This window comes from Sorangium sp. So ce128 (assembly GCF_051525245.1).
Lineage (GTDB): Bacteria > Myxococcota_A > Polyangia > Polyangiales > Polyangiaceae > Sorangium > Sorangium cellulosum_B.
Window position 1 is genome coordinate 9,314,783 of record NZ_CP150313.1, and the last position, 14,686, is coordinate 9,329,468.

Genomic DNA, 14,686 nt, shown 5'->3' on the forward strand with positions numbered 1-14,686 from the left:
TTTCCCTCGCGACGGGCGCGAGGTCGTCCGGCTGGCCGGTGCGGCGGAGGGGCCTCTGCTCGATAAGCGGTTATCGAAGCCGCTGCCACCTGGCCAGTGCTCCACCCCCTCCACGCCCGACGGTCTCCACGAGCCGGATGGGCCCCGACCGCCGGTTGAATGGGGCGAGCCGCGGCGGCATCAGAGCCGCGTACTAGCCCGGAGGCCCCATGCGTTTCCCTCGGACGGTCGTCGGTTGTGCGGTCGCATCGTGGATGTCCCTCTCGACCACCTCCGCGCTGGCGGAGGTGGCCCTGGACCAGATTCAGTTCTTCGGGCGAACCACCTGGAGAAAAGATCACAAGAGCGCGATATCCGATTTCAACAACATCCAGGTCAGCATCGCCGCAATACCCTACGAAGACGTCTACTCCGTCGAAGCCGAATATGCAGGGGTGACGACCCCGCTCACCTTCAACGACTACAACAATCGCTACTACGCGACGATCGACACGAGCACGGTGCCCTACGGCCCTCACACCTTGACGTTCACCGCGTACGACAAGCTCGGAAGAGCGTCGACGAGGCAGTATACCGTGCACAAGTACGCGCCGCCCAGCGTCTGGGTGGCGAGCCCGCGGCCAAACCGCACGCTCACCGGGGACACCCGCATCGCTGCGACGTGCGTGGGGACGCCTCCCTATTCCTGCACGCAGTTCAAGGCCCGCGTCCGGAGCCAGGTGCGCGATGAGGTGCTGGTGGGCGTCCCGTCGTCGGTGCCAGGGAGGATGGACGTGCTGCACACCCTGTCATCGCCGCTTCGGTCGGGCGAGGTGCTCACGATCAGGCTCGAGGCGATGGACGACGTGGGCCCCGTCTGGTACGGGCCGACCCTCGGCGGGGGACTCGGCTTCTACGACTGGGCGCTCCCGCGCGTCTACGTCGAGCGGAGCCCGAAGCTCACCGCCGTCCAGCGCGCCCCCGGCGCCATCCTCGATTTCGACGCGGCGCGCGTCCTGTTCATCGATCACGCGCTCCAGATCGGCGTCGTCGATCGCATGACGCAGCAGGTGACGTGGCTCGGGGAGCTCCGGATGCACCATGATTGGATGCACAAACCTGGTTACGGGGCGCTCACGCCGTCCGGCGTCGCCATGCAAGCGTGGTACGGATACGTCTTCCTGTGGAAGGACGGCGCCCTGGACCGGACGCCCAGGCAGGGCCGCCTCGACGCGGTGAACGGCGATACGCTCCTGTGGACGAGGGCCGACGACGACGAGGCCATCGTGCACACGTTCTCGACAGGCGTCGAGACGAGCTTGTGGCTCGACCCTGGCAGCGCGTCGCCGTTCCAGGCCGACATCACGGCGTCAGGCGACACTTACTACAGCACGCACGAAGAGCCGTGGATCCGCGGGCCGGGCGAGATCCGCCTCGGGGACCACCCCGGCTACTTGCAACGGCCGATCACCGACGGGACGAACGTCGCCGGCCGGTGGTGGAACGGATCGGTGAGCTCGAGCTACCTCTACACGGCCGACGGCGCGGAGGTGTTCCTCGGCGACTCCAGGACCGGCGATGCGGCAGGGCTGCTGCTGCACGCAGGATATGCGGCCTACCTGAAGAGCGACGGGGCCGTCAACCAGGTATGGCTGCGGACCCCCTCGGGCGACGAGCACCAGCTGAGCAGCTTCGCGACGCCGAGCCAGTTCGATCAGCAGGAGCTGCGCATCGGGCACGACGGCATCAGCGACACCGGCGAGGTCATGTTCCTCAACAACAAGAAGCGTTACATCGGGCGGCCTGGCGCCGCCCCGGAGGAGATCAGCAGCGACCTCGGACACGGGCGCTGGTTCGACGGGGACTGGTACGTCACCCTCGGTGACACCTTGTTCAAGGTGGCGAGCGCAGAGGCGCCGGCCTTCCTCGTCGCGTCGCCAGGCGAGGCGGCGCCCGTCAACGCCTGCCTTCAGGGCGACCGAGCTGCCATATCTGCAAGCCCGGATCTCACGAATGAAAGGCATCGAACGTTTGCCTCAGGGGAAACCCAGGGAAAGCCTGAAGGATGACCCTGGCCCGCATCCTGCTAAGTACGTAGACCAGAGCGCCCGTGACGGCTTCCCCCCCCGCCGTCGAATGGGCGCTCTTTTTTTGTGCCTTGCAGGGGGCGCAGGCGGCTCCGCCCCATGCGGGTCGGACCCGCGCGCTCGGCTCCCGGGCGTCCGTCGCTCAGGGCGCGCCGAGGAACTCCCGGATCGTTGCGAGCGCCTCGTCGCGCGCGTCGTCGAGCACCGCGTGCCCGGCGCGGGGGAAGCTCCGCGCCTGGACGAGCTCCCGGGGCAAGGCGGCGACGAGATCGCGCGCATCCGCGGTCGTCGCGAACGGGTCGAGATCGCCGGACAGCACGAGGGTGGGGCACCGGACGCGCGCGATGTCCGCGCGCAGGTCGTAGGTCTGCATCTCACCCGCCACGAAATAGCCGCCCACGTCGAGGTGGAGGACCGCGCGGCGGAGCGCGTCTTCCTCCGGCGGCGACTGGCGGTAGAGCGGGAGGCAGACACGGATGTAGTCGTGGAAATTGGGCATCGGATCCGCGAAGAACCGGCGCGCGATGTCGGCCGCCTGCGCGCCCCCGAGCCGCTCGAAGACGGGCAGCATGCGATCGAGGCGGAGCTTCGCGGTCGTGCTCGTCAGGATCAGCTTCCCGGGGTGATCGGGGTATCGCGCCGCGTACGCCTGCGCCACCATGCCTCCGAACGAGTTTCCGAGCACGACGGGCCGCTCGATCTCCAGCGCGTCGCAGAACGCCCGCACGTCGTCCGCCCACGTCTCGAGGTTCCACCGCTCGGGCCCGCTGCGATCGCTGCGCCCGCAGCCGCGGTGATCCAGATAGACGACCTGCGCCACCTCGGCGAGCGCCGAGCCGAACGGCACGAACTCGGTATGATCGCCTCCCGGCCCGCCGTGCAGCAGGATCACGGTAGGTCGCTCCCGCATCGCGGGCCCCTCGGGGACGAGCTTCGCCCCTTCCACATCGAAGAACAGCCGGACATCGCCTGTCTGCACTCTCATCGTGATCGAGTGAAATCACAGACCGTGGCGCGGCGCCAGACCTCGCGCCGTCGGCGCCCGCGGCCTCGGAAGCGGCCTCCCTGAGCGCTCACGAGCGCGACGAGGGCGCGGCGCGCTCGTCCGCCACGCCCAGCGCGCGGGACGCCCCTTCCCGGATCCCGCGGAGCACCGCCTCGACGTCCCGCTCCGCGCCGAGGGCGAGCCCCCGGTCCGCGAGCGCGCGCGCGGCGGCCGGGTCGCTCCCGGCGAGCGCCTGCTCCGCCGCGTGCAGGTAGAACTCCACCGCGAGCCGCGGCTCGCCGCCCCGCTCGAAGTGCTCTGCCAGCACCTTGGCGTCGTGCTCTCCCGCCTGCAGCAGCCACTCGGCGGCGAGCCGGTGCCCGAGCGCGCGATCGTGGTCCGGCAGCATCGCGTAGCAGCCGTCGCGGATGAGCGCGTGCCGGAACGCGTACTCCTCCTCGTCCGAGAAGCGGCTCTGCTCGCGGCGCTCGAGCAGCTCGCGCTGGAGCATCCAGGGCAGCCAGTCCACCGCGAGCGTCGACCCGCCGGCGTCGCCGAGCAGGGCGAGCGCCCCGGTCTTCCAGAACGCCTCGCCGAAGATGCTCGCCGCCCGGAGCAGCCGCCGCGCCTCCGCGGGGATGGCCTCGAGCCGCGCCTCGACCATGCCCAGGATCGTCTCCGGCAGCCTGTCCGCGCGCCCCTCCGCGACCGCCCGGATGAGCTCCTCCAGGTAGAACGCGTTGCCGCTCGCGCGCTCGACGAGGCGCGCGACCTCGGAGGGCGGAAACCCGTCGCCGAGCATCTGCCGCACGAGCTCCTCCGCCGCGCGGCGCGGCAGCGCGCCGAGCGTGATCTCGTGCACCTCGCTGCCCTCCCAGAGGACGGGGAAGACCTTCCGCACCTCGACCCGCGCCAGGTAGAGCACCGCGAAGGGCCGGTCGCGGAGCTCCCGGAGGACCCGCGCGATCAGCTTGAGCGACGCCGCGTCGCCCCACTGGATGTCCTCGAGCACGAGCAGGTAGGGCCCCGCCGCGCACGCCGCCTCCATGAAGTCGAGGTAGGCGAGCGGGATCTGGTCGGCCATCAGGGCCGGGCTCTGCCGCGCCTCGAGGAACCTCGGATCGGCCTCGCCCGGGAACGGCGTGCCGACGATCTCGCCGAGGAACGCGGCGATCCTCGTCCTCTCGCCCGGCGTCAGCGCGTGGGCGCGGGCGACCAGCGAGAGGAGCCGCTCCCGCTGCGCCGAGGCGGGCTCGCCGCCGGTGATGCCGGCCGCGCCCCGGAGCGCGGAGCCGAGGAGCGAGAACGGCGATCCCGCGCTCAGCGAGTCGCCGCGGCCTACCGCGACGGTGAGCTCGGGGTGCCGCTCCCGAAGGATCTCGATGAGCTCGTACCGCAGGCGGGATTTGCCGATCCCGGGCGGCCCGGTGATCAGGATGGCGCGGGGCTCGGGCCCGCCGAAGCTGTCTTCGAGGAGCTCGCGCAGGTTCCGGAGCTCCCTGTCGCGGCCGACGTAGGGGCTCGGCTTGCCGAGGAGCGTCCGCGCCGACCGCCCGACCTCGCGCTCATGCAGCAGGAAGAACGTGCCGGGCCGCGCCGGCTCGATCTCGAACCGCGCGTCGAGCAGCGCCCTCGTCACGTCGTCGATCCACACGGGCGCGGGCCTCCGCTCCGGGCGCGCGTCGCGCTCCGCGAGGGCGAGGAGCGCGGCCGCGCGGTCCATGACCGGGCCGACCGGGAGGCTGCCGGTGTGCTCGGCGCGGCCGGTCGTGAGCACGACGGAGGCCTCCGGCACGAGCTCGACGAGCGTGAGGGCGCACCGCGCCGCGCGCGCGGCCTGCAGGGCGGCGTCGCCAACGCCGGCGATCGAGAGCACGATCGTCCCGTCGGCGAGCGCGTCCACGCGCGCCCCGAACGGCTGCGCGCTCGTGTAGAGCTTCCTCGTGAGGTCGCTCGGCGCCGCGGCGACGAGCGTGCTGGCCGCGCTGTCGCAGGGCGAGAAGCGCGGCTCCCGCGCGGCCACCAGCGAGAGCAGCCGGAGCTCGCACGCCGTGATCGCCTCGTACAGGACGGGGGGCGCGGCCAGGCCGCTCGTCGGATCGCGCTCGAGGGCGTCGAGCGCCTCGACGACGGCCGAGCCGTCGCGCGGCCGCTGCTCCGGGTCCTTCGCGAGCATGCGGGCGACGAACTCGTCGAGCTCCTGCGGCACCTCGGGCCGGAGGTTCCGCACGCGCGGCGGGTCTTCCATGAGGAGCTTCGCGAGCAGGGCCATCACGTGCTGGCCCTGGAACGCGGGCCTGCCCGTGAGGCACTCGAAGAGCACGGCGCCGAGCGAGAAGATGTCGGCCCGCGCGTCGAGGCGGTCGCGCTCGCCGGTGGCCTGCTCCGGGGCCATGTAGCCGGGGGTCCCCATCACCGAGCCGGTCTGCGTGAGCGCGCCGATGGTGCGCTTCATCCGGGCGATGCCGAAGTCGAGCACCTTCAGGCCGGCGGCCTCGCCGCCGACGAGCAGCAGGTTGCTCGGCTTGACGTCGCGGTGGACGATGCCCCGCGCGTGCGCGGCCCCGAGCGCCTCGGCGGCCGCGCGGAGCAGGGCGAGGCTCTCCTCGAGATCGAGCTTCTGCCGGGCGAGGCGCTGCGCGAGGCTCTCCCCTTCGAGCCATTCCATGGCGAGGTAGGGCACCCCGTCGGGGGTGATGCCGTGGGCCACGTGCCGGACGATCCGCGGGTGATCGAGCTCGGCGAGGATCCGCGCCTCGTGCTCGAAGCGGTGCGCGGCGCTCCGGTCGGGCTGGCCGAGGAGCTTGAGCGCGACCTGCGCCCCCGTGGCCCGGTCGACGGCGCGGTAGACCGTCCCCATCCCACCGGAGGCCGCGACGCGCTCGAGCTGGAAGCGGCTGTCGATGACCTCTCCCGGGCGCATAAGGCGGAGGATGCACCGGCGTCGAGCCGTCTTCAACGGTCCGGCGGGCACCCGTCGGTCGGTGGGCGGCTATACGCTCGCCGCTTCCATCACGGAGCCCGCGGTGGCGGTGGGCTCACTTTCCGACGCGGACGCGCTTCGCCTCGCTGGGCACGCCGCGATCGTCGAGCGCGAACAGGAGGTAGTTGCCTCCCGGCGCCGAGGCGCCCGTGGCCGGGGCGTAGACCTTGAGCTTGCACCTGCTGTTCTTGTCGAACGACAGCTTCACGTACCGGTTCCCCCACGACCAGTTGTGCGTCACCGGATCCGTGCGAAGGGCCACCACGGAGCTCGTGTTCCTGCACGGCGAGTCGAGCTCGACCTCGAAGGTGCTCCCGTAGCTGATCTCCTCGGGGGCCCGCTCGATGACCGGCCTCGATCCCTGGAACAGGTAGTCCGGCTTGTAGACCTGCAGGACGGGGACTCCGAGCGTGTCGTCCTCCGGCGCCAGATCCACCCGATTTCCGCCCGCGGAGTAGACGCTTCCGTCCGGCGCGACGAGCAAGGTCGAGTGATCGTGCCTGGGGACCTTGGTCTCCGCGACCGTCTCGATCTTGCCCGAGTCGGGGTGGAAGAGCTGGTATTCGAGCGTATTGACCCGCGGCCCGCCCTCTGGGCCGCCGCGGCCGCCGACGATGAGCACCTTGCCGTTCGGCAGGGCGACAGCGTTGTTCTGCGTGGCCGGGCGGATCAGGTTTTCCTGCCGCCGCCACTGGGGGTGCCGTTCGGCGAAGTCGATCATCTCCACGGCATCGGAGTCCTCGCCCTCCCCGGCGTCGCCGCCGAAGAGCGCGATGCGCTGCGCGACCGGCTGTCCTCGCTTGTCGAGCTCGAACATCGCCACGCTGGCGCCGCTGTCGTGCGCGGCGTCGGCGGTGTCGACGAGCCGCCAGTGCCGCTCGCCCGGCTGGTCGCGGAGCCGATCGGCGAGCGCCGCGCGCACATCCAAGAGGTGGGTCTTGCCGCTGTACAGGTACGGGTCGTAGGGCCGGAGATCCGTCGGAAGCGGCGGCTTGACCTCGGCGACGACCGCCACCTTCCAGTCGTCCTTGCCCCGGCCCGTCTGCACGACGAACGAGCGCGGGTACATCGGCAGGAGCTTCCTCGCGTTCTCGAGCGCGATGGTGGTGTCCGTCGCAGGATCGTAGATCTCCGGGACGACCTTCCGCTCCTTGGTCGCGGGCGCCAGGTCGGGCCCGACGCTGCTATCCTGGTCAGAGCCGGACAGGATGAGCACCTTGCCGTCCGGGAGCGTCACGGCGGTCGGATACCAGCGCTGGTACCGCATGTCCGACGCCGCGGGCGGGTCCGTGTTCCGCTCGTCGAGCGCCGACGGGTGGAGAGCCGGAAACTCGATGTCCGGGTCGGCCGCGTAGGCCGCCTTCACCGGCGGCATCGTCCTGTAGACCCATGTCGCCGTGAGTGGATCGAAGATATTGAGCTTCCGGATCCCCTGATTGCCCGACTTATCGTGGCCTCCCACGATGAGCCATCGCCCGTCCGGCAAGGTGGTGTTCCCCGCGCAGAAGAGGTTGTAGTTGAGGCCCGCCGAGGATCCGCGATCGGAGAACGCGGCCGCGTTCAGGTCAAAATCAGCCTCGTTGAGCTGCCGGACATCGTACTTGCCGTTGTTCTTGAACGCGTCCGGGTGAGAGATATCGAAGACCTGGGTGTTCTCGCGCGCGATGTCGTCCTTGATGCGGCTCAAGACGCTGCGCTCCAGCGTGGCGCTGAAGCGGAACCCGCCGTAAACCACCTGCGAGAACTCGGCCCTGAGCTCCCCGATGGGGTCTGGCTCCGGGTCCGCCAGATCGGTCCCCCTGTACTCGGACGGGCGCATCCAGAACAGGATCTTGGGTTTGCCCAGCGGGTCCCAGAAGAAGCCGGCGTGAACCGCGTCCTTGTGCATCGGGATGAGCGGGCCGAGCTCGCCGCTTGACGCCGCCGTGACGGCCTCGGTCGACGCCTCCTCGACATCGTCGAACCCGTCCGCGCTGGCGCAGCCGCTCCCGACGCATAGCAGGACATAGAGCAACGGACTTTGTTTCGTTGAGGTCATCGGTTCCCCCCATGGATCGCGCGATGGACAGCCGCGCGTCGCTACACAGCGCGGAATCGTGATGTGAAGAACCGGAGTTGCAACACAAATGTAGCGTGCCTGGAGAGCCCCCCCGGGACAGAGCCAATCGTCGATGACGTGTCGCGCTTCAGCTCTTCGGGATGCGCCACGTCACGCCGGCGCGGAAGAAGAGCACGTTCGGGATGCTCTGCCCGCCTCCGGGGATAGCATCGTCCTCGTCGTTCATCGGCTCGTAGCGACGGAACAGGCTGTGTCCCGCCTGGGCGGTCACCCACACCGACGAGAAGGCGCGCACGCCGAGGGTCACGCCCGCGGTCACGACCGAGTAGGCGACGTGATCGAGGCACTCCTCGGGCCGCGCCGCCCGCTCGTCCTGCTCGGTCGCCGGGTCGTCGGCCGGCTGGGCCGCGCACGGCCACGCCCCGGTGACGCGCGGGTCGCGCACGGCGTAGGCGTTCCCCGCCACGTCCGCGCGCAGGCCGACCTCGACGCGATCCGAGAACAGGAGCTTCGCCGACGCGAAGCCCGGCAGGAAGGCCTCGAGGCGGAACTGGGGGCTCGGCGTCCACTCGACGTACGCGGCGGGCAGCGGGAGGAACGAGCCGAAGCTGTACGACGCGAGCGCGCCGCCGCCGAGGACGAGCTTCTCCGAGAGCGTGTGGGTCACGAGCCCGAGCGCGCTGACGCGGACGAGCCCGCCGTCGAAGGCCTCGAAGTCGCCCGCGAGCCCCGGCGCGACGCGCAGCGAGAGCGACCAGTCGTGGGGAAGCAGCTGGACGAACAGCACCGGGACGTCGACGGCGTGGAAGGCCCGGAGCTCGTCGAAGCCGGGCGGGGCGCCGGCGTACGAGATCGCCTCGACGTGGTACGTCGCCCCCGGGATCAGGAACGTCCTCTCCCCGAGGGGGATCGGCACGTTGGCGTTGACCTCGTACGACGAGATCTGCGCCCGCACGGGGCGCGGGTCCTCGATCGCCGCGCCCGGCATGTACTGCGCGCTCAGGTCCACGAGATCGGGGAACTGTGCCCACGCCGCGCCCGGCGCGAGGAGCCCGAGGAGCGGCGCCAGGGCGAGGAGCCGCGGGGGGCGCACGCCCCGGCGGGAGGGGCCCCCGCCGGGGCGCTCGTCCGTCGCGCGCGCGGCGGCGCGATCGGCGGGCCTCATCGCGCCACCCGCTCGTCGAGCCAGTCGAACAGCCGCGCCTGGGCGAGGAGCTGGTTGCCGCCCTGGCAGTGGACCTGCGACGCCGTGCCCGCGTCGAACACCATCATGTGCTTCGGGCACGTGAGCGCGCCGTAGAGGCGCTCCGACTCGCCTGGAGACGCGTCCTCGGCGCTGCCCTCCATGATCAGCGTCTCGCAGCGGATGCTCGCGACGCCGTCAGCGTTGTCGTACTTGCGGAGCTCGTCGATCACCTCGTGGGGCGTCGAGACGCCGTGCTTCCATGTCACGTCGTCGAAGTACCAGCGCGCGTCGGGCATCACAACCGCGGCGGCGTCGATGGCGCGGTCGAACACCGCGGGGCCGCGCTCGTGCAGCTCGAGCAGGCCGGGGATCGACGCGAAGTGGCGCAGCATCGCGTCCCGCCAGCTGACGACGCCCGGGTTGGCGACGAGGGCGCGCAGGCGGCGCTCGCGCGAGGCCGCCCGCGGCGCGAGGTAGCCGCCGAACGAGAGGCCCATCAGGACGAACTTGCCGGCGTCGAGCCGCTCGTCGCGCTCGGCGAAGTCGAGCACGCGCCCCACGGGGACCTCCCAGTCGGGCCGGAAGGGGTGCCCGTGGAGGCGCAGCGAGGCGCCCTGCCCCGGGCCGTGGAACGAGAGGACGTGGTAGCCCCGCTCGAGCGCGCCGTCGATGATCCACATGGTGTCCTCGGGCCACGCGTGGAGGCCCTGCTGCAGCACGATCGCGGGCGCGCGCGCCACCCCGGGCGCGTAGTGGACGCGGCCGTGGAGCACGCCGTTCTCGTAGGGGATATCGACCTGCCGGGAGTCGTAGCCCCGCAGGCGGAGCGCCCGGTCATGCAGGTCGAGCCCCGCGATCGTCGCCTCGACAAGGCGCGGGTCGGAGCGATCCGCGTAGCGCATCAGCCCGGCCCGGTGGTACGCGCCCGCGCGCAGGAAGTGCGACGCGGCGCTGCGCGCGTGGCCGCGGGCCTCCGCCTCCTCGCCGTAGCCCTGCACCCGCTTCGCGGTGGCCAGCCACTGGTCGAACCACGAGCGCTCGTCGCCCGGGCGGATGCGGGTCGCGGTGTCGAGCACCTCGCCGACGTCGGTCAGCCCCATCGACGCGAGGCCGAGCCAGAACACGATCTGCGCGTCCATCACCGGCTGGCCGATGAACTTGAACCGGTGCCAGACGGGCGCCGCCTGGCCCTGCCCGAGCGTGTCGTCGCCGTGGAACCGCGCGGACGCGACCTCCTGATCGACCCCGCGGCGGCCCGACGCGAACCCGAGCGCCGCCGCGCCCCCCGCGACCGCCGTGTGGGTGAGAAACCTCCGCCGATCGAGCATCGGTGCACCTCCAGCGCCTGACGAAACAAGTGATTGAAACATGCGTTTCAAGCATTGACGCCCGCCAGGCGCATCGTCAAGGTGTGTTTCAAACAATCGTATGAACGACCGTGACCCCCTCGCCCCTGCGGACGATCTCGATCCACGGCAGCGGCTCGTGGTCGCGGCGATCGATCAGATCGAGAAGCACGGCATCGGGCAGCTGACGGTGCGGAAGCTCGCGGCGGCGGCCGGCGTCAACATCGCCGCGGTGAACTACTATTTCCGGTCGAAGGAGGCGCTCGTCGCGGCGGCGCTCGAGGGGTCGATCGGGAACATGCTGTCGGACAGCGAGGATTTCCTCGCCCGGATGCCGGGCGATCCCCTGGAGGCGCTGAGCGGGCTGCTCGGCTACTACCTCGAGGGCGGGATGCGGTACCCGAACGTGGGCAGGGCGCTCCTGCACGACGCGTTTCACGCGGACGACTACAGCGGTCCTTTCCCGAAGCTCTTCGCGCCGGTGATGGAGCGCCTGCGCGATCTCGTCCGGGCGGCGGTGCCCGGGCTCGAGGAGCGGGCGGCGGCGCGCCGGGTGGTGGCGGCGCTCTCGGCGGTCTTCTTCCCGACGTTCTTCGCGGGGCTTTACGAGGGGCTGAACGCGCTCGGCTCGCCGGCCGACCGCCTCGCCTACGCGCGAGAGCTGGCGCGGCAGACGCTGACGCCCGTCGCGGTCCCGGAGCCGGCTCCGCCCGCGCCCCAGGGCAAGCGGTCGAAGCGCGGGTGATCCGCGGGGGATCGCGCGCTCCCGCCGGAGCGGCGGCTAGTCTCTCCCGCGCCCGTGCGCCTTCACTCGCACTGGGGCGGCGACGGCGCAAAGCACTCCCCCGCCGCGTTGCAGTACGTCCTGCCACACTTGAGCTTCGGCTTCGCATCGGGCAGCGGGCCGCGCGCGCCCGGCGAGGGCTTCCTGATCCCCGCGGCGCTCATGGACGGCGCAGCGCTCACGGGCTGCGCGGGAGCGGGCGCAGTGCCCGGCGGCGCGGCGGTCCCGGGCGCGGTCGCCACCTCGGGCGCCTCCGTGACGGCCCCGGGCGCCGTCGCCGCGACCCCGGGCGCCGCCGCGGCGCTGGACGCATCCGGCGCCGCGCGGTCGGGCGACGGCGCCTGAGAGCGACCGCAACCGGAGCTCGAGAACGCCGCGAGCCCCAGGGCCACGGCAACGACGCACGCTCGTGGGCTCATCCTGTTCATCGATGGCTCCGTGCCCACGCGATCTCGCTCTGCCCGGCCGCGATCGCGTCCATCCACGCCGCGAGCCCCGGATACGCCGCCTTCACCTGCTGCGCGTACCCGGCAAACGCCCCGGGATCTCGCGCGGCCTGAAGCTCCGCGGCGAGCCCGCACGCCTCGGGCGCGAACACGCCGCCGAGCACGCGGAGCCGCGCCGGGTCGACGGCGTCGAGCTCCTCCGGGCCGTGGATCAGGTACTTCATGAGCCTCGGATACCGCAGCGGATCGCCCGGATCGGCGGGCGGCGCGAGCCGGGTCGGGTCGGACGGCGGCCGGCGGAGCCACCGCCCGAACGAGCCGGCCGCCTCGACCTCGGGCCGGAGCTCGTCGAGCGACGCGCGCTCCGCGGCCGTGGGCTCCCGGAAGCGCAGCCGTCCGCGGCCGCTCGCGGCGACGTGCGGCGGGGCTCCGTAGAGCAGCACGCCGTCGACCTCCCCCGCCGCCAGATCGTCCGGCAGGAGCTCGGCGATCTCCACGAGGAGCCGGCGGACCTCGCCGGCCCGCAGGCGGAAGCTCGGCGCCGAGAGATCGGCGTCCACCACGGCCGTGGGCGCCTCCTCGAAGAACGGCTCCGCCTCGCCCGGCCGCCACAGCCTGATGCCTGTCGCGCCCCGCAGCGCCGCGGGCGACGGCAGCGGCAGCCGCATGAGCGACGCGCCCGGGGGCACGCTGCCGATCGTGATGCCCACGAACATCGGAAAGCCGAGCACATACTGCGGCTCGACATCGATGCCCACGAGGGCCGGGCCAGGAGGTGTGATGTCCGGAGCGCTCACTTCCACGCGAGCCCCTTGTTGTCCTCGAGGTGGACCCGCCTCACCTCCTTGAGGTGCCTGCCGCAGACGTCGCCACCGGTCTTCGCCGACGTCCCCCGGATGAGGTTGCGCTTGTCGTCCAGCATCCAGTTGGGCCTGTAGTTCATGCAGCACGTCTTGTCCCGCGGCGCGCGGAAGTCGAAGTACCCGCACTTGTGCGGCATACCGAACGCGTGGACGAGCTCATGAACGATGGTCCCGACGATGCGGCCGCGGGACGTCGGCTTTGGCAGGCCGGTGCCCGCGTCGCGGTAGGCGCTGTGGTGCGTGAACATGATGGTCCGGCCGGCGAAGTACTCCTTGCCCTTGGCCGTCACGGTGGGGCTGATGCCGGCGGTGTAGAAGGCGCCCGGGTTGAACAGCTTGGCCTTCACGTTTGCGGCCGTCCCGTAGCCGCCGGGGGTCACGGCGCCGCCCTTCTTCCGGAACCTGGGCGAGTAGCAGCACGGCCCGCCTAGGCGCACGTCGCCCTCCGGGCATGGATCTGGCCCCGGATGCTCTTGCGGCCGCGCTCAGCAATCGAAGAAGCGGCGAAGCCCGGGGCGGATGACCTCCTCGATGGTCTCATCGAGCAACACGCGGGCTTTCAGGCCGCTGCACAGCCCGAGCTGCTCCCCGTCCGGCGGAGCGTCGTGGGCCGGCAAGTGCGCGTGCTCGTGCTCCACGAGGTGCCGGAACGCCACGGGCAGGTAGCGCTCGACCGCTCGCCGCTCCGCCGAGGAGAGCTCCGGCGCGATCTGCTCGAGGAGGCGCCAGCCGAAGCGGGCGTGTCCGACCTCGTCGGCGTAGATGCGCGTCAGCAGATCGAGCAGCGGCCCGGGCGGCATCTCCAGCCGCTCCGCGCCGATGAGGGCCACGGCCACCGTCTCGCTCATGCAGCAGATGTGGATCACGTTGCGGAGCGCGGCGGCGCGGGGAGGCGCGTCGCGGTGCAGGGGGAACTCCGGGCGTTCCGGGACGCTCGCGGTCGCCGTCCCGCCGAGGGCCTCCACCACGGCGCCGCAGAGGATCCCGTGGCGGCGCTCCTCGTCGGCGAAGCCCCGGCACGCCTCGGCGAGCTCCGGCTGGAAGCCCGCCTCGGCGAGCTGGCTTGCGAGCGCCTCGAACACGGCCGACGACCCGTGTTCGTTCACCATCCGCGCGTACCAGGTGCCGATCGCCGACGGGAACAGCGCCGCGGGATACCCGCTCACGTCGAAGGCACGCGCGCGCGCCTCGCCGCGGAGATCGAGCGTCGCGGCGTTCATGCGACCTCCGACGGGGCATAGGCGTCGAGCGCCGGCGGGACCGGGGGGCCCCAGGGCGTGCAGAACGTCCGCGTATAGAGCTCCGCCTCGGGAGCGACGACGTCGCCGAAACAGCAGGCGTGCCGGGCGGGTTCGGCCTCTCTGTAGGAGATCGCGTCGGCGTCCACGCCCACGATCAGCGCCGTGCAGCAGTTCACGAAGGAGGCGTCTCCAGCGAGGGCCGCCCACTGCTCCTCGGAGATCCCCGTCCCGGGGGCGGGCAGGCGCTGCGCGCCATAGTCGACGCAGCACTCGAGCTCCGCGCGAGGGCGAGCCTCCGTGTCGTCGAGGCTCACCTGCTCGGCGCACGCGAGCCCGGTCGGCATGGGCGGCGCGCCGCCCGCGCCGCCCGCGCCGCCCGCGCCGCCCTCATCGGGCGTCGGAATGACCCCACTCCCCGTCGAAGGTTCCCCACCGCCGCCGGTCGTCGCGCCGACTCCGGTCGTCGCCCCGACTCCGGCCGTCGCCCCGCCGCCGGCCGGAGCCGGGGCGTCCGGCTCCTCCGCCGGGATCTCCTCATCGGGATCCAGCGGTGACGACTGCCCGCCAGAGACGTAACGTCCGCTGCAGCCCGCCAGGGCGCCACAGGCCAGCGCCCCCAGCGCGACCCTCGCGGCTGCACGCAATGCTGCCCGTCTCGTCTCCTCACGCATAAGTTCTCCTCCAGTAAAATAGGCTGTTTGCCGCAGGGCGCGGCGCGGGCCGAGCA

The 14,686-nt window shown here is 71.9% G+C and carries 12 protein-coding genes; 2 read left to right on the forward strand and 10 right to left on the reverse strand.

Annotated elements, in window-relative coordinates:
• The first annotated feature begins 254 nt into the window (after positions 1-254).
• Positions 255-2,048 (forward strand): hypothetical protein, encoded by a 1,794-nt coding sequence (locus tag WME82_RS35445; protein WP_438038919.1) that lies wholly within the window; start codon positions 255-257, stop codon positions 2,046-2,048.
• Between the two features lie 160 nt (positions 2,049-2,208).
• Here the strand turns inward: WME82_RS35445 and WME82_RS35450 are convergent, their stop codons facing one another.
• From WME82_RS35450 to WME82_RS35470, 5 genes are all read right to left on the reverse strand, one after another.
• Positions 2,209-3,051, reverse strand: coding sequence for an alpha/beta fold hydrolase (locus WME82_RS35450; protein ID WP_438038920.1), 843 nt, complete (start codon positions 3,049-3,051; stop codon positions 2,209-2,211).
• An 88-nt stretch (positions 3,052-3,139) separates the two neighbouring features.
• On the reverse strand, positions 3,140-5,974 hold the full coding sequence (locus tag WME82_RS35455; protein WP_438038921.1) for a serine/threonine-protein kinase: 2,835 nt from the start codon (positions 5,972-5,974) through the stop codon (positions 3,140-3,142).
• Positions 5,975-6,089: 115 nt separating this feature from the next.
• Complete coding sequence (locus WME82_RS35460; protein WP_438038922.1) at positions 6,090-8,072, reverse strand: galactose oxidase-like domain-containing protein; 1,983 nt, start codon at positions 8,070-8,072, stop codon at positions 6,090-6,092.
• 148 nt (positions 8,073-8,220) lie between these two features.
• Positions 8,221-9,258 carry a DUF6268 family outer membrane beta-barrel protein gene (locus WME82_RS35465; protein WP_438038923.1) on the reverse strand — a complete coding sequence of 346 codons (1,038 nt, stop codon included), beginning with the start codon at positions 9,256-9,258 and terminating at the stop codon, positions 8,221-8,223.
• Positions 9,255-10,607, reverse strand: a complete 1,353-nt coding sequence (locus tag WME82_RS35470) for an alpha/beta hydrolase family protein (protein WP_438038924.1) — start codon at positions 10,605-10,607, stop codon at positions 9,255-9,257. The genes WME82_RS35465 and WME82_RS35470 overlap by 4 nt, the downstream gene beginning before the upstream one ends.
• A 100-nt stretch (positions 10,608-10,707) precedes the next feature.
• On the opposite strand from WME82_RS35470, the gene WME82_RS35475 reads away from it, so the two are divergent.
• Positions 10,708-11,370, forward strand: coding sequence for a TetR/AcrR family transcriptional regulator (locus WME82_RS35475; protein WP_437912550.1), 663 nt, complete (start codon positions 10,708-10,710; stop codon positions 11,368-11,370).
• A gap of 62 nt (positions 11,371-11,432) precedes the next feature.
• Here the strand turns inward: WME82_RS35475 and WME82_RS35480 are convergent, their stop codons facing one another.
• The 5 genes from WME82_RS35480 to WME82_RS35500 are packed head-to-tail and all read right to left on the reverse strand — an operon-like array spanning position 11,433 to position 14,630.
• Positions 11,433-11,828, reverse strand: coding sequence for a hypothetical protein (locus WME82_RS35480; protein WP_438038925.1), 396 nt, complete (start codon positions 11,826-11,828; stop codon positions 11,433-11,435).
• Positions 11,829-11,833: 5 nt separating this feature from the next.
• Entirely contained in the window at positions 11,834-12,658 is an 825-nt protein-coding gene (locus WME82_RS35485; protein WP_438038926.1) for a hypothetical protein, read from the reverse strand.
• On the reverse strand, positions 12,649-13,155 hold the full coding sequence (locus WME82_RS35490) for a hypothetical protein (protein ID WP_438038927.1): 507 nt from the start codon (positions 13,153-13,155) through the stop codon (positions 12,649-12,651). The genes WME82_RS35485 and WME82_RS35490 overlap by 10 nt, the downstream gene beginning before the upstream one ends.
• A 48-nt stretch (positions 13,156-13,203) precedes the next feature.
• Complete coding sequence (locus WME82_RS35495) at positions 13,204-13,938, reverse strand: ferritin-like domain-containing protein (protein ID WP_438038928.1); 735 nt, start codon at positions 13,936-13,938, stop codon at positions 13,204-13,206.
• Complete coding sequence (locus WME82_RS35500) at positions 13,935-14,630, reverse strand: hypothetical protein (RefSeq protein WP_438038929.1); 696 nt, start codon at positions 14,628-14,630, stop codon at positions 13,935-13,937. Before WME82_RS35500 ends, WME82_RS35495 begins: the two co-directional genes overlap by 4 nt.
• Positions 14,631-14,686: the final 56 nt, after the last annotated feature.

Coding starts and splice junctions, on each gene's coding strand:
- WME82_RS35470 (WP_438038924.1), bottom strand. CDS start 10,607: ATGCTCGATCGGCGGAGGTTTCTCACCCACACGGCGGTCGCGGGGGGC.
- WME82_RS35480 (WP_438038925.1), bottom strand. CDS start 11,828: ATGAGCCCACGAGCGTGCGTCGTTGCCGTGGCCCTGGGGCTCGCGGCG.
- WME82_RS35445 (WP_438038919.1), top strand. CDS start 255: ATGTCCCTCTCGACCACCTCCGCGCTGGCGGAGGTGGCCCTGGACCAG.
- WME82_RS35475 (WP_437912550.1), top strand. CDS start 10,708: ATGAACGACCGTGACCCCCTCGCCCCTGCGGACGATCTCGATCCACGG.
- WME82_RS35460 (WP_438038922.1), bottom strand. CDS start 8,072: ATGACCTCAACGAAACAAAGTCCGTTGCTCTATGTCCTGCTATGCGTC.
- WME82_RS35500 (WP_438038929.1), bottom strand. CDS start 14,630: ATGCGTGAGGAGACGAGACGGGCAGCATTGCGTGCAGCCGCGAGGGTC.
- WME82_RS35455 (WP_438038921.1), bottom strand. CDS start 5,974: ATGCGCCCGGGAGAGGTCATCGACAGCCGCTTCCAGCTCGAGCGCGTC.
- WME82_RS35495 (WP_438038928.1), bottom strand. CDS start 13,938: ATGAACGCCGCGACGCTCGATCTCCGCGGCGAGGCGCGCGCGCGTGCC.
- WME82_RS35465 (WP_438038923.1), bottom strand. CDS start 9,258: ATGAGGCCCGCCGATCGCGCCGCCGCGCGCGCGACGGACGAGCGCCCC.
- WME82_RS35450 (WP_438038920.1), bottom strand. CDS start 3,051: ATGAGAGTGCAGACAGGCGATGTCCGGCTGTTCTTCGATGTGGAAGGG.